The organism is Kitasatospora sp. NPDC094019, from assembly GCF_044764505.1.
Lineage (GTDB): Bacteria > Actinomycetota > Actinomycetes > Streptomycetales > Streptomycetaceae > Kitasatospora.
The window spans coordinates 971,584-990,507 of the sequence record NZ_JBIWIF010000001.1 but is presented as its reverse complement, the minus strand read 5'-3'; the positions used below and the strand labels follow the sequence as shown (position 1 = coordinate 990,507).

The window sequence follows — 18,924 nt, the reverse complement described above, 5'->3', positions numbered from 1 at the left end:
CGCCGCGGGCGCGCCCCCCCCCCCCCGCCCCCCCGCGGCCCCCGCCGGGGGGGGGGGGGGGGGGGGCCCCCCCCCCCCCCCCCCCCCGCCGGGGTGACCCCCACCGCCGCCTTCCTCCCCGACCCCGGAAGTGGGGGTGGGAAATCAGGGGGTTGGGGTTGGGGAGGAGGGGCGGGGGAGGGAAAGGCAGAAACGATTCTTCTGTCCGGGGCCCGAGCACGCCGCTCGGGCCCCGGGAAGGTACGGACAACAGGGCTGGGGCACCAGGTGCCGCCCGCCCGACGGCGAGGCCGCGGTAGTGCATGCCGTTGTGCTCCGGGCGGTGCCCGGAGCACAACGGAGAGGGACGCACCGGAGCGGGCCGCCGAACCAGGGGCACCGAACACCTCGCGTGGGAAGTCGGCCCGGCCGACTTCCCACGCGGAGAGGATGGGTCAGTGCTGCTCGCGCCAGCCGTGGTGGGAGGCGGCGAGGGTGTCGAGGGCATGGAGGCGGGCCGGGGTCCAGCCGTGTTCGGGAGGTTCGACGACCACCAGCCACTGGGCGTCCTCGGCGTCGTCCTCGCCGGCGAGGGCGTCCCGGACGATCTCCGGTTCACCGAGGTCGGGGTGGTCGGCGCCGAGTTCCTCGGCGGCCTCCTCGGCGGCGTCGCGGTCGGGCAGGACGAGCAGCTGCCGGGCGTACGGGTCGAAGTCGCCCGGCAGATCGGCGGGCCCGGCAGTGGGCTCGGTGGCGGGGTCGGTGGTGGGGTCTTCGGTCACCCGGCCATTCTCCAGGGCGGCCGGAGCTGTCCGTGCCCCGTGGGATGCTGGTAGGCGATGGCCAGGAAGAGTGCACCCGACGACCTGCTCGCCCCGCTGACCCTCGCGGTCGGCCAGGAGGAGCTGCTGCTGGACCGCGCGGTGGCCCAGGTGGTGGCCGCGGCGAAGGCCGCCGACCCGGACACCGATGTGCGGGACCTCCCGCCCGGGGGCCTGCAGCCGGGCAGCCTGGCCGAGCTCACCACGCCCTCGCTCTTCGCCGAGCGCAAGGTCATCGTGGTCAGAGCGGCGCAGGACCTCTCCGCCGACTCCGTGAAGGAGGTCAAGGCGTACATCGAGGCCCCCGTCGAAGAAGTGATCATGGTCCTGGTGCACGCGGGCGGCGCCAAGGGCAAGGGCCTGCTGGACGCGGGCCGCAAGGCCGGCGGCCGCGAGGTGGCCTGCGCCAAGCTCGCCAAGGCGGGCGAGCGGCTGGCCTTCGTGCGCGGCGAGTTCCGTACGCTCGGCCGCGCGGCGACCCCGGAGGCGTGTCAGGCCCTGCTGGACTCGCTCGGCAGCGACCTGCGGGAGCTGGCAGCGGCCTGCAGCCAGCTGACCTCGGACGTCGAGGGCACCATCGACGACACCGTGGTGGCCCGCTACTACAGCGGCCGGGCCGAGGCCACCGGCTTCGAGGTGGCGGACCTGGCGGTCACCGGCCGGGCCGCCGAGGCGCTGGAGCGCCTGCGCTGGGCCCTGGCGGTCGGCCAGCCGCCGACCGGCATCACCTACGCGCTGGCGTCCGGGGTGCGGAGCATCGGGCGGCTGGCAACGGCCGGGCGCAACATGCGCCCGGCGGATCTGGCCCGTGAGCTGGGCATGCCGCCGTGGAAGGTGGAGCGGGTCCGCCAGCAGATGCGCGGCTGGACGGGCGACGGCGTGGCCGTGGCCCTGACGGCGATCGCGCAGGCGGACGCCGCCGTCAAGGGCGGCTCCGACGACCCGGCCTTCGCCCTGGAGCGAGCCGTGGTCGCCGTGGCGAGGGCCGCCAGGGCCGGGTCCCGGCAGCCCTCGTACTGAGCGGCCGCGCACGGGGCGAGCTCGTGCTGAGCGGTCTCGCACCGGGCGGCGGCCGGGGTCACGGGCCGCCGATCGCCTTGAGCATGTCCCGGGTGTCGTCGACGATGGCCTTGCGCAGGGTCTCCCGGTCCAGGGTGTGGTTCTTGCCGACCTGGTAGTTGTCCGTCCAGTACAGCGAGTACGTCATGCCGCCGTCCCGGACCTGCAGGTAGTAGTTGATGTCGTGGAAGCTCTTGTCCGAACTGGTCGGCTCGTCGCCGTAGGCGAGGTACGCCTCCTCGCCGAGGCCCGGGACGGCGGTGATCTCGTACTTCTGCTGCTCGAAGTACTGCCGAAGGGCTGCGAACTCCGGGGCGGAGTCGACGGCCCGGTGCAGCTCGGCCCGGATGTCGAGGGTGGCGTAGTCGGTGGTCTCGCTGTCGGACGGGGTGCGCTTCATCAGCGCGTAGCAGCGCATCACGTCCATGGTGTCGGTGCGGCCGACGTGCTCCAACGGATAGTTGTCCACCATCTTGTACTTGCCGCGGAACGCGGTGAGCTTGCCGGCGTCGCAGATCCGGTCGACCGCGTGGTAGCCACGGAGGCTCTTCGCCGCGGACCCGTCGTCGACGAGGCCGGGCACCATGAGCACGGTGCCGGTCCAGACCGCCGAGGCGAGGATCGCGCCGACGAAGGCCCAGGTCGCGTTGCGCCGCAGGCCACCGCCCGGGGCGCGGACGCCGGGTGTCGCCGCCGAGCCGGGTGCGCTGGGGAGGCCGGGAGGCGGTCCGAAGCCGGGCGGGCTGTTCGGTGCCGGTGCCGGCGGCTGCTGCGGGAAGCCGGCGAAGCCGGGTCCGTTCTGCGGTGACGGTGCCGGTGACGGTGACGGTGATGACGGCGGCGGCGGTGTCCCCAATGTGTGCCCCCCTCGGGCCTGCGACGTGGGTGCCGGAGACCCGACCCTATCGGCCGGGCCGGGCGACCGTTCGAGGAAAGCGACGGTGATCGGCCCGCCCCGGTTCCCGCTCGCCCCTCGCCGCCGGAGGGGCCCCGAGAACCAGGACATCGGGTCGGCACGACAACGCTCCGGGCTCGCGGTGGTGCGGTCCGATGTGCTCGCCGTACCCGGGATCGCCGAGGACGGCCCGACAGCCGAGCAGCAGCAGGGTCAAGAGCCGAGCAGCAGGGTGAAGAGGGCGGGCTACGGCACATCACGGCTCGGCAACAGGCCGTGGTCCCCCCGAGTACGAGCGATATGGTCCCGCTCTCACATCCATTTCGACAGGGACTTCCATGCGCATACGCATCGCCCTTGCCGCCGCGGTCCTGGTCGGGACCGCGACGGCGTGCAGCAGTACTTCCGGCACCGGCACCGGGGCCGCCTCGCCGTCCGTACTGCCGACGGTCACGAGGACCGTCGTCGAAACGGTCACGGCGCCCGCAGCCCCAGCTCCCACGGTCACGGTCACAAGCACGGCGACGGTGACCGCGATCGTCACGCCGGAGCCGACCGGTGAGGCCGCGGCGAAGCCCGACGGCACGATCGCCGGAAGTGGGACCTACCTGGTCGGCACGGACGTTCAGCCCGGCACGTACAAGACAGCCGGCCCGAGCGACAGCACGGGCCTCTGCTACTGGGAACGCAGCAGCGGAACCAGCGGGGACGCCGGTTCGATCATCGCCAACGACGCGCTGACCGGACAGGGAGTAGTGACGATCAAGAAGTCCGACGCCCTGTTCAAGTCGCAGGGATGCCAGAAGTGGACGAAGGTCGGCTGATCCGACAGTGACCCGCCCGGCCGCCGTGGCGGCGGCCGGGCGCGTTGTGCTGATCGTTCGCGCGGCGTGGCCGGTCCGGTTCCCGAACCGCCTCGACGAGGCGACGAACGCCCTCGGCACGAGCCGTGCCGCCGCACCGGTGGCCAGGACCGCGCTCGGATCCATGTGTACAGAATGCGTACTGCCCGCCCGGTGGGTACCGGACGGGCAGCAGCGGAAGGGCCTATGAGCCGGCACTTCCGGTCGTTCTCTGTGCACCGCACCCGCGTGGCGAACGCAGGCCGCGTGCGGTGCGAAGTGTGTCGTGCGCCTCGGGGGTTCCGGGTAGAGGGCCGGGCGTCCCGAGGGGTGGGGCCGTCGTGCGGCCCCGGAGGCGTCAGACCTGGACGGCCGTGTTGACGCGCTTGGTGATGGCCGACTTCTTGTTGGCGGCCTGGTTGGCGTGGATGACGCCCTTGCTCACGGCCTTGTCCAGCGCCTTGGAGGCGGCGCGGGCCAGCTCGGTGGCCTTCTCGGTCTCGCCGGCCGCAGCGGCCTCGCGGGCCTTGCGCAGGGCGGTCTTCAGCGAGGACTTGACGGCCTTGTTGCGCAGGCGCGCCTTCTCGTTGGTCTTGTTGCGCTTGATCTGGGACTTGATGTTCGCCACGAAAGTGCCTCAGTCTGTGAAATCGGATCTGGGGGTTCCCGGCCGGGGCCGGGAGGCTGCACCAGCGGCCCTCGGGTCAGCTGAGAGGGCATGCCGGGGCCAGGTGCAGCGGCCAACGCTACCAGGGTCGGCGGGCCCGGCCCAAACCGGTCAGGCCCGCAGGAGCGGTTCGCCGTAGTGCTCGACCTCGGGGAACGGCCGGTAGAAGTGGTGCAGCAGCGCGCGCCACTTCTGGTACTCGGGGGAGCGGCGGAATCCCTCGGTGTGGTCGGTGAGCTTCTCCCACTCCACCTGGAGCAGGAACCGGGAGCCGCGCCCCTCGTCCAGGCAGCGGCGCAGGGCCAGCGAGCGGAAGCCCGGCCGGCCGGCGATCAGGGGTCGGGCCTCGGCGAAGGCGGCGAGGAAGTCCTCCTCCTGGCCGGGCAGGACGTCGAGCAGAGCGCTTTCCAGGATCATGGCCCGCCATCCTGCCGCCCCGCCCCGCCCCGATCCCCCGCGGGGGCGGCCCCCGCGGGCCCCCGGGCGGCCCGAAGCGGACGGGTGGCGCGCGGTCCGGCCGCGGGAGGTGGGAAGATGGGAGGAACTATCTCGATCGGACGACCGTCCGGTCGCCCGGGAAGCCGGTCAGCGATGATCCGGACACCCCCGGCCCCCGGACCAACGGAGAATCGGACCAAGGTGCCCGCGACCCCCAGCAATGTGCCAGAGCCCAGCCGTACCGACCCGGCGCTGATCCGCAACTTCTGCATCATCGCCCACATCGACCACGGCAAGTCGACCCTCGCCGACCGGATGCTGCAGATCACCGGCGTGGTGGACCCGCGGCAGATGCGCGCCCAGTACCTCGACCGCATGGACATCGAGCGCGAGCGCGGCATCACGATCAAGTCGCAGGCCGTCCGTCTCCCGTGGGCGCCGAAGACCGGTCCCCAGGCCGGGACCACGCACATCCTCAACATGATCGACACCCCGGGCCACGTGGACTTCACGTACGAGGTGTCCCGCTCCCTCGCGGCGTGCGAGGGCACCATCCTGGTCGTCGACGCGGCCCAGGGCATCGAGGCGCAGACCCTCGCCAACCTGTACCTGGCGCTGGAGAACGACCTCACCATCGTCCCGGTGCTGAACAAGATCGACCTGCCGGCCGCGCAGCCGGAGAAGTACGCCGCGGAGATCGCCCACATCATCGGCTGCGACCCGTCCGACGTGCTCCAGGTCAGCGCCAAGACCGGCCTCGGGGTCGAGGACCTGCTGGACCACATCGTCAGCACCGTCCCGGCCCCGGTCGGCGTCAAGGACGCCCCGGCCCGCGCGATGATCTTCGACTCGGTGTACGACTCCTACCGCGGCGTGGTCACCTACGTCCGTGTCGTGGACGGTCAGCTGACCAAGCGCGAGCGCATCGCGATGATGTCCACCGGCGCCACCCACGAGCTGCTGGAGATCGGCGTCATCTCGCCGGAGCCGAAGGTCGCCGACGGCCTGGGCGTCGGCGAGGTGGGCTACATCATCACCGGTGTGAAGGACGTCCGGCAGTCCAAGGTCGGTGACACCATCACGTCGATGCACAAGGGCGCGACCGAGGCGCTGGGCGGCTACAAGGACCCGCGCCCGATGGTGTTCTCGGGTCTGTACCCGCTGGACGGCTCGGACTACCCGCTGCTGCGCGACGCCCTGGACAAGCTGCGGCTGAACGACGCGGCGCTGGTGTACGAGCCGGAGACCTCGGTCGCGCTCGGCTTCGGCTACCGCTGCGGCTTCCTCGGCCTGCTGCACCTGGAGATCATCCGGGAGCGGCTGGAGCGCGAGTTCAACCTCGACCTGATCTCCACCGCCCCGAACGTGGTCTACCGCGTGGTGATGGAGGACGGCACCGAGCACACCGTCACCAACCCGAGCGAGTTCCCCACCGGAAAGCTCGCCGAGGTGTACGAGCCGGTCGTGCGCGGCACCATCCTGGCGCCGAACGAGTTCGTCGGCGCGATCATGGAGCTCTGCCAGGCCCGCCGGGGCAACCTCCAGGGCATGGACTACCTGTCCGAGGACCGGGTCGAGCTGCGCTACACGCTGCCGCTCGCCGAGATCGTCTTCGACTTCTTCGACCAGCTGAAGTCCAAGACCCGCGGCTACGGCTCCTTCGACTACGAGCCGATCGGCGAGCAGAGCGCCCAGCTGGTGAAGGTCGACATCCTGCTGCACGGTGACGCGGTGGACGCGTTCTCCGCGATCGTGCACAAGGACAAGGCGTACGGCTACGGCGTGATGATGGCCGGCAAGCTCCAGAAGCTGATCCCGCGCCAGCAGTTCGAGGTGCCGATCCAGGCGGCGATCGGCTCCCGGGTGATCGCCCGCGAGACCGTCCGCGCCATCCGCAAGGACGTCCTCGCCAAGTGCTACGGCGGTGACATCTCCCGGAAGCGGAAGCTGCTGGAGAAGCAGAAGGAGGGCAAGAAGCGGATGAAGATGGTCGGCCGGGTGGAGGTTCCGCAGGAAGCCTTCATCGCCGCGCTGTCCACCGACGCCGAGACCCCCAAGGGCGAGAAGAAGTAGCCCGCGGCGCCATCGCGAGGGGCCCGGGACGCACACCGCGTCCCGGGCCCCTCGCGCGCGTGCGTCCCGTCGTCTCGCGCGTGTGTCCCGTCCCCTCGCGCGTGCGTCGCCGCACACGGGGCCGCTCAGCGCAGCGACATGACGACGCTCCTGAGGATCGCGGCCTTGACCAGCCGCCCGGTCCGGCCCGTGAGCACCGAGGGCCGCATCGAGTCGTCACCGTGGATCAGCTGGACCAGCCCGTCGCGCCGGCCGAGGCTCAGGCACTGCACGACGTAGCGGAAGGCGAACGGCTCGTCGGTGCGTCCGGCGAGCACCTTGCCGAGGTACTGGCCCTGCGGCAGGGCGGTGGCGCAGCCCATCCGGAGGGTGCCGGTGCCGGGGACGGTGACCTCGGCGGCGTCGCCGATCACGTACACCTCGGGGTGCGAGACCGACCGCAGGTGGTCGTCGACGATCGCCCGGCCGGCCGGGGTGACGGCGAGGCCGGCCTCGGCGGCGAGCGGGTGCGGTTCCATCGAGGCGGCCCAGACGACGAGGTCGGCGGGGATCCGGCCGTCGGCGGTGCTGAGGCCCTCGGCGTCGACGGCGGTGACGGCGGTGTGCTCGTGGATCGTGACGCCGAGCCCGCGCAGCACCCGGTGCACGTGGCCGCGGCCCTTGGCGGAGAACCAGCCGCCGACCTGGCCGGCGGCGACGATCCGCACCGTCCGGTCGGGGTGGGCCTCGGCGAGTTCGGCGGCCAGTTCGATGCCGGTGGCGCCGCCGCCGACCACGGCGACGGTACCTGGGCCGTCGGCGGTGCGCAGCCGGTCGGCGATCGCGGCGGCGTGCTCGGCGGCGTAGGCGTGTTCGGCGGCGCCGGGGACGTCGTGCCAGGCGGTGCGGCTGCCGAGGGCGTGGACCAGGGTGTCGTAGGCGACGACCTCGCCGTTGTCGAGGACGATCTTGCGGCCGTCGAGGTCGATCCCGGTGGCGCGGGCCGCGATGTGGCGGACGGCGCGGCCGCGCAGCACCTCGGCGACGGCGGGCCGGTGCTCGGGGTGCCCGGCGGCGGTCTCGTGCTGCCGGACGCGGTGCAGGATCCGCTGCTCGGGGGCGATCAGGGTGACCCGGCCTCGCTTCCCGGCGCGGGTGGCGGCGGCGAGGCCCGCGTAGCCGGCGCCCAGTACGACGATCTGCTTCTCGGTCATGTCGTCCCGCTCCTTCGTGACGCCGTCGGTGGCGTCCGCTCGCGTCGCCCCGGGGTGGCCGGGGCGCGCTCTCCGCGTGTTCGGAAGGGGGACGACGGAGCCCGCCGGGGTGTGACGGTGACCTGCGTCACACCGCCGGAGGGGCGGCGGCGGGGTTGAGGTGGGTGAGCTTCTCCGGGTTGACGACGGTGTACGCGGAGGTGATCCGGCCGTCGGCGACGGTGAAGCCGATCACGCCGCCGACCACGCCCGGCTCCAGGTACCAGACCAGGCCGGGTTCGCCGTTGACGAGGGCGTACTCGATGACGGTGTCCGGGGTGCCCCACTTGGCGACCAGGCCGGCGACGAGCCGGGAGACCTTGTCGGCGCCGAACACCGGGCGGGCGCCGGCGGTGACGATGCCGCCGCCGTCGGAGTGCCAGACGACCTCGGGGTCGAGGACGGCGAGCAGGCCCTCGATGTCGCCGCGGGCGGTGGCGGCGGCGAACGCCTCGACGGCCTGCCGGTGCTCGGCGGGGTCGGCGGTGGCCCGGCGGCCGCCGTCCTTGACCCGGCGGCGGGCGCGGGAGGCGAGCTGGCGGGCGGCGTCGGGGCTGCGGTCGAGGGAGGCCGCGATCTCGTCGAAGCCGACGCCGAAGACGTCGTGCAGGACGAAGGCGGCGCGTTCGGCGGGGGTGAGCTGTTCGAGGACGGCGAGCAGGGCGAGGGAGACGGATTCGCCGAGTTCGGCGAGGTCGGCGGGGGAGGCGGGGCCGCTCTGGTAGGAGACGGACGGTTCGGGCAGCCATTCGCCGAAGTAGGACTCGCGGCGGGCCCGGGCGGAGCCGAGCTGGTCGTAGCAGAGGCGGGTGACGACGGTGCTGAGGTAGGCGCGGGGGTCGGCGACGCCGTCGCGGTCGGCGGCGCGCCAGCGCAGCCACGCCTCCTGGAGGACGTCCTCGGCGTCGGTGAAGGAGCCGAGCATCCGGTAGGCGACGGAGCCGAGGTAGCGCCGGTTGGCCTCGAAGGCGTCCGGGACGGTCCGGCCGGTCGCGGCCGCGCCGGTGCTGCCGCTGCTGTCGGCGCCGTTGCCGGTGCTGCCGCTGCTGCCGGAGGTGCTGGGCGCGGCGGTCGTCGCCGACGGGTCGTCACTCACGGCCCCACGGTAGCGTCCCGCCCGTCGGCGCGGCCGGGCGGGACGGCCCCGGACGTGCGCGAACCCGGGGCGGTCGGCCGTCGGGCCGGACGCCCCGGGTTCGCCGGGACACGGGCGGCGCGCGGAGGACGCGCGACCGCGGCGGGGACGCTACTCGACCTCGGCGACCGCCTCGGCGAACTGCGCCTGGTAGAGCCGGGCGTACGCCCCGCCGGCGGCGATCAGCTCGTCGTGGCCGCCCTGCTCGACGATGGAGCCGTTCTCCATCACCAGGATCACGTCGGCGTCCCGGATGGTGGAGAGCCGGTGGGCGATGACGAAGCTGGTGCGGCCGGTCCGCAGCCGGGCCATGGCCCGCTGGATGAGCACCTCGGTGCGGGTGTCGACGGAGCTGGTGGCCTCGTCGAGGACCAGGATCGACGGCTGGGCGAGGAAGGCGCGGGCGATGGTGATGAGCTGCTTCTCGCCGGCGCTGACGCCGGCGCCCTCGTCGTCGATGACCGTGTCGTAGCCGTCCGGCAGGGTGCGGACGAAGCGGTCGACGTGGGCGGCCCGGGCGGCCTCGACCACCTGTTCGCGGGTGGCTCCCTGGGCGCCGTAGGCGATGTTGTCGGCGATGCTGCCGCCGAACAGCCAGGTGTCCTGGAGCACCATGCCGATGCCGGAGCGCAGGTCCTCGCGGGACATGGCGGCGATGTCGACGCCGTCGAGGGTGATCCGCCCGGAGCTGACCTCGTAGAACCGCATCAGCAGGTTGACCATGGTGGTCTTGCCGGCGCCGGTGGGGCCCACGATGGCGACGGTCTGGCCGGGTTCGACCTTGAGCGAGAGGTCCTCGATGAGCGGCTTGTCGGGGTCGTAGCGGAACGCGACGTCCTGGAAGACCACCCGGCCGCGCAGGGTGTCGGGGCGTTCCGGCATGGCCGGTTCGGGGGTCTGCTCGGCCGAGTCGAGGAGTTCGAAGACGCGCTCGGCGGAGGCGACGCCGGACTGCACCAGGTTGGCCATGCTGGCGACCTGGGTGAGGGGCTGGCTGAACTGCCGGGAGTACTGGATGAACGCCTGGACGTCGCCGATGCTCAGGGCGCCGCTGGCCACCCGCAGGCCGCCGACGACGGCGATGAGCACGTACTGGAGGTTGCCGATGAGCATCATCGCGGGCTGGATGATGCCGGAGATGAACTGGGCCTTGAAGCTGGAGGCGTAGAGGGCCTCGTTGTGCTCGCGGAAGGTCTCGGCGGACTCCTTCTGCCGGCCGAAGACCTTGACCAGGGTGTGGCCGGTGTACATCTCCTCGATGTGGGCGTTGAGCTGCCCGGTGGAGCGCCACTGCTGGACGAACTGGGGCTGGGCGCGCTTGCCGACGCGGGTGGCGACGACGACGGACAGCGGGACGGCGATCAGCGCGATCAGGGCGAGCAGCCAGGAGATCCAGAACATCATGGCGAGGACGCCGACGACGGTGAGCAGCGAGTTGATCACCTGGCCGGTGGTCTGCTGCATGGTCTGGCTGATGTTGTCGATGTCGTTGGTGACCCGGCTGAGGACCTCGCCGCGGGGCTGCTTGTCGAAGTAGCTGAGCGGCAGCCGGGCGAGCTTGGCCTCGGTGTCCTGGCGCAGCCGGTAGCCGACGCGCTGGATGGCGCGGGCGGCGAGGCGGCCCTGGACGACGCCGAAGACGGCGGAGGCGACGTAGATGGCGAGGACCCAGAGCAGGATGCTGCCGATGGCGTCGAAGTCCATGCCCTGGCCGGGGGTGAAGTCGACCGAGGAGATGAGGTTGGCGATGTCGCCGTCGCCGCGGGCGCGCATGGCGTCGACGATCTGCTGCTTGGAGGCACCGGCCGGGAAGCGGCTGCTGACGACGCCGGCGAAGATGAGGTCGGTGGCGTGGCCGAGGATCTTGGGGCCGACGATGGCGGCGCCGATGCTGAGGACGCCGAGGGCGAGGACGCCGGTGATCAGGGCGCGTTCGGGGCGGAGCAGTTTGAGCAGTCGCTTGCCGGAGGTCTTGAAGTCCATCGACTTCTCGGCGCCCTGACCGCCCATGAAGCGGCCGGGGCCGGCCGGTCCGCGGCGGGCGGCGGCGGCCTGGGAGTTGCCGCCCGCCGCGTCGGGCCCGCCGGGCCGTCCGCCCGGTCCGCCCGGTCCACCCGGACGTCCGCCGGGCGCCTTGGCGAAGTCAGGCCGTCCGCCCGGTCCACCCGGACGTCCGCCGGGCGCCTTGGCGAAGTCAGGCCGTCCGCCGGGTCCGCCCGGACGTCCGCCGGGTGCCTTGTCGGCCCCGGGTGCGGGCCTGTCGGGGCTGGTCACGCCGCCTCCTGCTCGGTGAGCTGGGAGAGCACGATCTCCCGGTACGTCGGATTGCCGGCCATGAGCTCGCCGTGGGTGCCGGTGCCGACCACGGCGCCCTCGTCGAGGACGATGATCCGGTCGGCGTCGCGGATGGTGGAGACGCGCTGGGCGACGATCACGACGGTCGCCTGGGTGGTCTCGCGGGCGAGCGCCTTGCGCAGCTTGGCGTCGGTGGCGTAGTCGAGCGCGGAGAAGGAGTCGTCGAAGAGGTAGATGTCGGGCCGGCGCACCAGGGTGCGGGCGATGGCCAGGCGCTGGCGCTGGCCGCCGGAGACGTTCCCGCCGCCCTGGGCGATGGGCGCGTCGAGGCCCTCGGGGAACTTCTCGACGAACTCCTTGGCCTGGGCGATCTCCAGCGCGTGCCAGAGCTCCTCGTCGGTGGCCTCCGGCCGGCCGTAGCGGAGGTTGCTGGCGACGGTGCCGGTGAACAGGTAGGGCTTCTGCGGGACGAGTCCGACGCTGTCCGAGACGGCGACGGGGTCGAGTTCCCGGACGTCGACGCCGCCGAGCAGGACCTGCCCGGAGCTGACGTCGAAGAGCCGGGGGACGAGGCCGAGCAGGGTGGACTTGCCGCTGCCGGTGGAGCCGATGACGGCGGTGGTCTCGCCGGGCCGGGCGGTGATGTCGATGCCGCGCAGCACGGACGCCTCGGCGCCGGGGTAGCGGAAGTCGACCTCGCGCAGTTCGAGGTGGCCCCGGCGCGGTACCCCGGTGACGGGGGCGACGGGCGGTACGACGCTGGAGTCGGTGCCGAGCACCTCCTGGATGCGTTCGGCGCAGACCTCGGCGCGCGGCACCATCATGAACATGAAGGTGGCCATCATGACGCTCATCAGGATCTGCAGCAGGTAGGAGAGGAACGCGGTGAGCGCGCCGATCTCCATGTCGCCGCTGTTGATCCGGTGGGCGCCGAACCACAGGACGGCGACGCTGGAGACGTTGACGACGAGCATCACGCTCGGGAACAGGTAGGCCATCAGCTTGCCGACCTGCAGCGAGACGCCGGTGAGGTCCTCGTTGGCGTCGCCGAACCGGTTCTGCTCGTGGTCGTCCTTGACGAACGCGCGGATGACCCGGATGCCGGTGATCTGCTCGCGCAGCACCCGGTTCACGGTGTCGATCTTCTCCTGCATGCTGCGGAAGCGCGGGCGGAGCTGGCGGACGAGCACGGCGACCACGATCGCCAGGGCGGGGACGACCGCCAGCAGCAGACCGGAGAGCGGCACGTCCTGGTTGAGGGCCATGATGATGCCGCCGACGCACATGATCGGCGCCGCGACCATCATGGTGAACGACATCAGGACCAGCATCTGGACCTGCTGGACGTCGTTGGTGGTGCGGGTGATGAGGGACGGGGCGCCGAACTGGCCGACCTCGCGGGCGGAGAAGCTCTGGACGCGGTCGAAGACGGCGGCGCGGATGTCGCGGCCGACGGCCATGGCGGTGCGCGCCCCGTAGTAGACGGCGCAGATCGAACAGAGGGTCTGGAGGACGGTGACGCCGATCATCACGGCGCCCACCTGCAGGATGTAGCCGGTGTCCCCCTTGATGACGCCGCTGTCGATGATGTCGGCGTTGAGTGTGGGCAGGTAGAGCAGCCCGAGGGTGGACACCAGCTGGAGTACCACCAGCAGGGTGATCGGTCGGGAATAGGGGCGGAGGTACGCCCTGAGCAGTCTGATCAGCACTGGCTCACTCTTGTCGTCGGCGGCGGCTTTGGCATCCCAATTCTCGTTGTTCGGAGGGCTCGTACAGCCGATTCCGGGCAAGCGAGCCGGATCTTTGTCCGGCTCTTTGCCGAACGTTCCGGGCGCCGGGGTGGTGCCGTGCACCGATGGTTCGGGAGGGTGCCAGCTCGGCCCGCCCCCTTACGGAATGACCGGTTTCCCCCTAGGCTGCTGAAAGCCCTCTTGTTACTCGCTGGTACCGGCCCGGTCGCGTCAGGCGGGCCGGCGACCGCCCCCACGGCCGCCGCGCGTCCAGTCCGCGGTGCCGGCCCCACCCGCAGACCCGTTCCGCAGACCCGTTCCGCAGGCCCGTTCCGCAGACCCGTCCCTCCACGTCCATCGGACGGCCACCCGCCCCCGGAGGTCCTCGTTGAGTTCCGCGCAGTCCCTGATCGACTCCGGCCGTCCCGACCTCGTCGCCGGGCGTCCGACCTCCGTCGCCCACCTGTTCCAGGAGCGGGTCGCGCTGACCCCCGGCGGTGAGGCGTACCGCTACCCGGTGCCGGTCGACGAGCACGCGGCCGACAGCACCCCCGGCGCCGAGCAGTGGCGGTCGCTGACCTGGGCGCAGGCCGCGGCCCGGGTGTACGCGGTGGCTGCGGGGCTGCTGTCGCTGGGCATCGAGGCCGAGGACCGGGTCGCGCTGGCCTCCTCCACCCGGCTGGAGTGGGTCCTGGCCGACCTCGGCAACATGTGCGCGGGCGCGGCCACCACGGCCGTCTACCCGAGCACCAACGCCGACGAGACCGCGTTCATCCTCTCCGACTCCGGCTCCCGGGCCCTGTTCGCCGAGAACACCGCCCAGCTGGACAAGGTCGTCGCCGAACTCGACCGGCTGCCCGAGCTGCGGACCGTCGTCCTCTTCGACGCGCCCGACGGGCCGCCCGAGGCCGGCCGGCTGAAGGTGCTCTCCTTCGCCGAGCTGGAGCAGCTCGGCGCCGACTACCTGGCCGCGCACCCGGACGCGGTCCAGAAGGCGATCGCCGCGCTCGACAAGGAGCAGCTGGCGACCCTGATCTACACCTCCGGCACCACCGGCCGCCCCAAGGGCGTGCGGCTGGTGCACGACTGCTGGGCGTACGAGGGGCGGGCCCAGGAGGCCAGCGGGCTGCTGGGCGCCGACGACGTGCAGTTCATGTGGCTGCCGCTGTCGCACGTGTTCGGCAAGACGCTGATCTCCGGGCAGATCGCCACCGGGCACGTGATGGCGCTGGACGGCCGGGTGGACCGGATCATCCACAACCTCCCGGTGATCCGGCCGACCGTGATGGCCTCGGCGCCGCGGATCTTCGAGAAGGTCTACAACGGCATCGCCGGCAAGGCCAGGGCCGAGGGCGGCGCCAAGTACAAGATCTTCATGTGGGCGGCGCGTACCGCCCGCGACCACGCCCGCGCGGTGCAGGAGAGCCGGATCGCGACCGGGGTGGGGACCGCTCCGGCGGGGCTGCGGCTGAAGCACGCGATCGCCGACCGGCTGGTGTACGCGAAGATCCGGGCCGCGTTCGGTGGGCGGCTGCGCGGGGCGGTCTCCGGCAGTGCCGCGCTGGCGCCCGAGATCGGCTACTTCTTCGTCGGCGCGGGCGTGCCGATCCTGGAGGGCTACGGCCTGTCCGAGACCAGCGCCGGCTCCTGCGTCAACCGGGCCGAGGACATCCGGGTGGGCACGGTCGGCCGCCCGCTGCCGGGCACCGAGGTGCGGATCGCCGAGGACGGCGAGATCCTGCTGCGCGGCCCCGGGGTGATGCGCGGCTACCACAACCTGCCGGAGAAGACCGCCGAGGTGCTGGAGTCGGACGGCTGGTTCCACACCGAGGACATCGGCGAGCTGTCCCCGGACGGCTTCCTGCGGATCACCGACCGCAAGAAGGACCTGTTCAAGACCTCCGGCGGCAAGTACGTCGCGCCGAGCGAGGTCGAGGGCAAGTTCAAGGCGGTCTGCCCGTTCGTCAGCAACATCCTGGTGATCGGCAACGGCCGCAACTTCTGCACCGCGCTGATCGGTCTGGACGAGGCCGTGATCATGCCGTGGGCCGCCGAGCACGGGATGGCCGGCAGCTCGTACGCCGAAGTGACGGCCGACCCGCGGACCCATGAGCTGATCGAGGGCTTCGTGCGGCGGCTGAACGGCTCGCTGCAGCGCTGGCAGACGATCAAGAGGTTCCATCTGCTGCCGCGCGACCTCGACGTCGAGCACGGCGAGCTCACCCCGAGCCTGAAGATCAAGCGCCCGGTGGTGGAGCGGACCTACGCGGACCAGGTCACCGCGATGTACACGGGCGCCAACGAAGCCTGAGCGCGCCCGTCCCGTACGGCCGGGGGGACCACTCCGGCCGTACGGGACAATGGGGTCATGCCCTCCGCACTCCCCGACGGCGAACCGGTGCCGTCCGACGGTTCCCTGCCCGCCCACGCCCTCGACGGGCTGGGCTCGCGGCCGTTCGGCTTCTACCTGCACGTGCCCTACTGCGCCAGTCGCTGCGGCTACTGCGACTTCAACACCTACACCGCCACCGAGCTGCGCTCCTCCGGCACGGTCGCCTCCCAGGAGACCTACGCGGACAACGTGGTCGCCGAGGTCCGGCTGGCCCGCCGCGTGCTCGGCGACGCCGCCCCGCCGGTGCGCACCGTCTTCCTGGGCGGCGGCACCCCGACCCTGCTGCCCGCCCGCGACCTGGTGGCGATGCTCGCCGCGATCCGGGAGGAGTTCGGGCTCGCCGAGGGGGCCGAGGTCACCACCGAGGCCAACCCGGAGTCCGTGGACCCGGCGTACCTGGCGGAGCTGCGCGAGGGCGGCTACAACCGGATCTCCTTCGGCATGCAGTCGGCCCGCCCGCACGTGCTGAAGCTGCTCGACCGCCACCACACCCCCGGCCGCCCCGAGGCATGCGTCGCCGAGGCGCGCGCGGCGGGCTTCGAGCACGTCAACCTCGACCTCATCTACGGCACCCCGGGCGAGTCCGACGACGACTGGCGGGCCTCCCTGGACGCCGCGATCGGCGCCGGCCCGGACCACGTCTCCGCCTACTCGCTGATCGTCGAGGAGGGCACCCGGCTGGCCGCCCGGGTCGGGCGCGGCGAACTCCCGATGATCGACGACGACGTGCACGCCGACCGCTACCTGATCGCCGAGGAGGCGCTGAGCGCGGCCGGCTACTCCTGGTACGAGGTCTCCAACTGGTCCACCACCCCCGAGGGCCGCTGCCGCCACAACGAGCTGTACTGGACCGGCGGCGACTGGTGGGGAGCCGGCCCCGGCGCCCACAGCCACGTCGGCGGCGTCCGCTGGTGGAACGCCAAGCACCCCGCCGCCTACGCCCGCGCCCTCGCCGAGGGCCGCACCCCGGCCCAGGGTCGCGAACGCCTCGCCGCCGAGGACCGCCGGGTCGAGCGGATCCTGCTGGAGCTGCGCCTCGCCGAGGGCATCCCGCTGGACCTGCTGACGGAGACCGGCCTGAAGGCCGCCCGGCAGCACCTGGCCGACGGCCTCCTCGCCCCGGAGCCCTGGGCCGACGGCCGCGCCGCCCTCACCCTCCGGGGCCGCCTGCTGGCCGACGGGGTGGTACGTGACCTGGTGGACTGAGACTCGCTAACGTGGTGTCAGCCGTCGGAGGGAGCGCGCAATGACCGCCATCGATGACCGGATGACTGGGATCTTCGAGAACCTGGAGGTCCCGGAAGGCTTCAAGGCCGAGCTCATCAGGGGGGAAATCGTGATGACGGCCGGGCCGGAGCTGGCCCACAACCTCATCATTCGCGCCATCCAGCATCAGACGCCCTATGACCGCTGGAACGCGCTGACCACGCAGGACGTGGCCTTCGTCGGTGCGGCCAGCGAGCCGCAGCCGGACCTGGTCGTGTTCGAACGCGGGGCGGTCGAGGAATCCGGGCGGCTGTTGCCCGCGTCAGTGGTGACGCTGGTGGTCGAGGTGGTCTCCAAGACCAGTGTGTTCCGCGACTACCGGACCAAGCGGGAGTTGTACGCCGAGGGTGCGATTCCCGTGTACCTGATCATCGATCCGATCAAGGGCGTGTGCGTGCTGCTGACCGAGCCGGCCCGGGCGAGTGCCTCGGGGCTGCCCGACTACGTGGCCGAGCGGACCACCAAGTTCGGCGAGCCCGTGCCGCTCGACCTGCTGGGTGTCGTGCTCGACACCACGGAGTTCCAGCCCTGCTCCTGACCCGGCCGGGGCCCGGCGCTACTGGTCGATCCGGCGGACGGGCTGCCCGGTCAGTCGGGCCATCGTCTCGAAGTCGGCGTCCTGGTGCAGCACCGTGAGCTTGTGGCGGGCGGCGGTGACGGTGACCAGCAGGTCCACCGGACTCGCGCACTGGTGGGCGCCCGACTGGGCGAGCCGTTCCTGCAGTTCGGCGGCGTCCTGCCAGGCGCTGTCGTGCAGGTGCTGGTACGGGAAGAGCTCCCGCAGCAGACCGGTCGCCTCGAAGTAGGCGGCCCGGCCGCCCACCGCGCGCAGGTACTCCTGGCGGACCGGCTCGCAGAGCAGTACCAGCCCGGCCGTCACCGCCTCGTCCCAGGCCGCTCCGGTCTGACCGCGCATCAGCCGGACCAGCGCGCTGGTGTCGATCAGGAACTCCTCGGTCACGCGGCCGGCCTTCCGGACGCGCCCGAAGTGTCGTCTGGGTAGCCGATGACCGAGAAGTCGATCTCGCCCTCGGCGACCATTTCCCGCATCCGGGCCAGTGCCGCGGTCCGGCGCCGGCGGTCCGCTATCTCCCGGAGGGCGGCGTTGACGGTGTCCTTCTTGGTGGTGGTGCCGAGGTAGCGGGCGGCATCGGCAAGTGCCTCGTCGTCCAGGTCGATCACGGTGCGGGACATGGTGACCTCCAACGGCGTATATCCGGTTGGGGAAAAGGATATACGCCGGGGTGTCACTCCGGCAGGGCGACGAAGTCGATCAGTTCCTCGACCCGGCCAAGCAGCTCGGGCTCCAGGTCCCTGAAGGAGTTCACCTTCGACAGGATGCGCTTCCAGGCCGCCGGGGTGTCCTCGGGCCAGCCGAGGCGGCGGCAGGTGCCGGTCTTCCAGTCCTCGCCCCGGGGGACCGCGGGCCAGGCCGGGATGCCGACGGCGGCGGGTTTCACGGCCTGCCAGACGTCGATGTAGGGGTGGCCGACGACCAGGACGTGCGGGCCGGTGACGCGGGCCGCGATGCGGTGCTCCTTGGTGCCCGGGAGCAGGTGGTCGACCAGGACGCCGAGGCGGCGTTCCGGGCCGGGGGCGAACTCGGCGACGATCGCGGGCAGGTCGTCGACGCCCTCCAGGTACTCGACGACCACGCCCTCGACCCGCAGGTCGTCGCCCCAGACCCGCTCCACCAGCTCGGCGTCGTGCCGCCCCTCGACGTAGATCCGCGACTCGCGGGCCACCCGGGCCCGGGCGCCGGGGACGGCGACCGAGCCGGAGGCGGTCCGGGCGGGGGTGCGGGCCGGGGCGGGTCCGGCCGGCCGGACCAGGGTGACCGTCCGGCCCTCCAGCAGGAAGCCGCGCGGGACCAGCGGGAACACCCGGTGCTTGCCGAACCGGTCCTCCAGGGTGACGGTGTGCCCCTCCGCGGTCTTCTCGCAGCGCACCACCGCGCCGCAGAAGCCGGACGCGGCCTCCTCGACCACCAGGTCCCGCTCGGCGGGCACCTCGGGGGCCGGCGCCTGGTTCTTCCACGGCGGGGTCAGGTCGGGTCCGTACTGGCGGCTGCGCATTCCCCGGAGTCTATTTCCCGGAGCC

At 72.3% G+C, this 18,924-nt stretch carries 17 protein-coding genes; 6 read left to right on the top strand and 11 right to left on the bottom strand.

Features of this window, described 5'->3' with window-relative positions:
- Positions 1–434: 434 nt before the first annotated feature.
- Entirely contained in the window at positions 435–704 is a 270-nt protein-coding gene (locus ACIQ9P_RS04660; RefSeq protein ID WP_402349872.1) for a hypothetical protein, read from the bottom strand.
- A 114-nt stretch (positions 705–818) separates the two neighbouring features.
- Between ACIQ9P_RS04660 and holA the strand changes: the two genes are divergently transcribed.
- On the top strand, positions 819–1,820 hold the full coding sequence (gene holA, locus ACIQ9P_RS04655) for a DNA polymerase III subunit delta (RefSeq protein WP_402349570.1): 1,002 nt from the start codon (positions 819–821) through the stop codon (positions 1,818–1,820).
- Between the two features lie 58 nt (positions 1,821–1,878).
- On the opposite strand, the gene ACIQ9P_RS04650 is transcribed toward holA, so the two are convergent.
- Entirely contained in the window at positions 1,879–2,715 is an 837-nt protein-coding gene (locus tag ACIQ9P_RS04650) for a hypothetical protein (RefSeq protein WP_402349567.1), read from the bottom strand.
- 377 nt (positions 2,716–3,092) lie between these two features.
- Here ACIQ9P_RS04650 and ACIQ9P_RS04645 point away from each other — a divergent pair, with 377 nt between their 5' ends.
- Positions 3,093–3,578, top strand: a complete 486-nt coding sequence (locus ACIQ9P_RS04645) for a hypothetical protein (RefSeq protein WP_402349564.1) — start codon at positions 3,093–3,095, stop codon at positions 3,576–3,578.
- Between the two features lie 376 nt (positions 3,579–3,954).
- Here the strand turns inward: ACIQ9P_RS04645 and rpsT are convergent, their stop codons facing one another.
- A complete protein-coding gene (gene rpsT / locus ACIQ9P_RS04640; protein ID WP_402349562.1) occupies positions 3,955–4,224 on the bottom strand; it encodes a 30S ribosomal protein S20 in 270 nt (89 codons plus the stop codon).
- 150 nt (positions 4,225–4,374) lie between these two features.
- Positions 4,375–4,680, bottom strand: coding sequence for an antibiotic biosynthesis monooxygenase family protein (locus tag ACIQ9P_RS04635; RefSeq protein ID WP_402349559.1), 306 nt, complete (start codon positions 4,678–4,680; stop codon positions 4,375–4,377).
- Positions 4,681–4,902: 222 nt separating this feature from the next.
- Between ACIQ9P_RS04635 and lepA the strand changes: the two genes are divergently transcribed.
- Positions 4,903–6,774 carry a translation elongation factor 4 gene (gene lepA, locus ACIQ9P_RS04630; protein WP_402349556.1) on the top strand — a complete coding sequence of 624 codons (1,872 nt, stop codon included), beginning with the start codon at positions 4,903–4,905 and terminating at the stop codon, positions 6,772–6,774.
- 125 nt (positions 6,775–6,899) lie between these two features.
- Here lepA and ACIQ9P_RS04625 read toward each other — a convergent pair whose 3' ends face one another.
- From ACIQ9P_RS04625 to ACIQ9P_RS04610, 4 genes are all read right to left on the bottom strand, one after another.
- Positions 6,900–7,967, bottom strand: coding sequence for an NAD(P)/FAD-dependent oxidoreductase (locus ACIQ9P_RS04625; RefSeq protein WP_402349555.1), 1,068 nt, complete (start codon positions 7,965–7,967; stop codon positions 6,900–6,902).
- Between the two features lie 127 nt (positions 7,968–8,094).
- Positions 8,095–9,102: an RNA polymerase sigma factor SigJ gene (sigJ, locus tag ACIQ9P_RS04620; RefSeq protein WP_402349552.1), complete on the bottom strand. Its 1,008-nt coding sequence runs from the start codon at positions 9,100–9,102 to the stop codon at positions 8,095–8,097.
- A 150-nt stretch (positions 9,103–9,252) separates the two neighbouring features.
- Positions 9,253–11,151, bottom strand: coding sequence for an ABC transporter ATP-binding protein (locus ACIQ9P_RS04615; protein WP_402349869.1), 1,899 nt, complete (start codon positions 11,149–11,151; stop codon positions 9,253–9,255).
- Positions 11,152–11,411: 260 nt separating this feature from the next.
- Positions 11,412–13,145, bottom strand: a complete 1,734-nt coding sequence (locus ACIQ9P_RS04610) for an ABC transporter ATP-binding protein (protein ID WP_402349550.1) — start codon at positions 13,143–13,145, stop codon at positions 11,412–11,414.
- A 409-nt stretch (positions 13,146–13,554) separates the two neighbouring features.
- On the opposite strand from ACIQ9P_RS04610, the gene ACIQ9P_RS04605 reads away from it, so the two are divergent.
- The 3 genes from ACIQ9P_RS04605 to ACIQ9P_RS04595 are packed head-to-tail and all read left to right on the top strand — an operon-like array spanning position 13,555 to position 17,362.
- Positions 13,555–15,477, top strand: coding sequence for an AMP-dependent synthetase/ligase (locus ACIQ9P_RS04605; protein WP_402349547.1), 1,923 nt, complete (start codon positions 13,555–13,557; stop codon positions 15,475–15,477).
- Between the two features lie 57 nt (positions 15,478–15,534).
- The gene (hemW, locus tag ACIQ9P_RS04600) at positions 15,535–16,764 is read left to right on the top strand and encodes a radical SAM family heme chaperone HemW (RefSeq protein ID WP_402349544.1); all 1,230 of its coding nucleotides are present in this window, start codon (positions 15,535–15,537) and stop codon (positions 16,762–16,764) included.
- Positions 16,765–16,804: 40 nt separating this feature from the next.
- Entirely contained in the window at positions 16,805–17,362 is a 558-nt protein-coding gene (locus ACIQ9P_RS04595) for a Uma2 family endonuclease (protein ID WP_402349541.1), read from the top strand.
- A gap of 18 nt (positions 17,363–17,380) precedes the next feature.
- Here ACIQ9P_RS04595 and ACIQ9P_RS04590 read toward each other — a convergent pair whose 3' ends face one another.
- From ACIQ9P_RS04590 to ACIQ9P_RS04580, 3 genes are read right to left on the bottom strand one after another with little or no spacing between them, the layout of a single operon-like run.
- Positions 17,381–17,785 carry a PIN domain nuclease gene (locus tag ACIQ9P_RS04590; RefSeq protein WP_402349539.1) on the bottom strand — a complete coding sequence of 135 codons (405 nt, stop codon included), beginning with the start codon at positions 17,783–17,785 and terminating at the stop codon, positions 17,381–17,383.
- The gene (locus ACIQ9P_RS04585; protein ID WP_402349536.1) at positions 17,782–18,018 is read right to left on the bottom strand and encodes a type II toxin-antitoxin system VapB family antitoxin; all 237 of its coding nucleotides are present in this window, start codon (positions 18,016–18,018) and stop codon (positions 17,782–17,784) included. The genes ACIQ9P_RS04590 and ACIQ9P_RS04585 overlap by 4 nt, the downstream gene beginning before the upstream one ends.
- Positions 18,019–18,071: 53 nt before the next feature.
- Positions 18,072–18,899 carry a DUF3097 domain-containing protein gene (locus tag ACIQ9P_RS04580; RefSeq protein ID WP_402349533.1) on the bottom strand — a complete coding sequence of 276 codons (828 nt, stop codon included), beginning with the start codon at positions 18,897–18,899 and terminating at the stop codon, positions 18,072–18,074.
- Positions 18,900–18,924 lie beyond the last annotated feature (25 nt).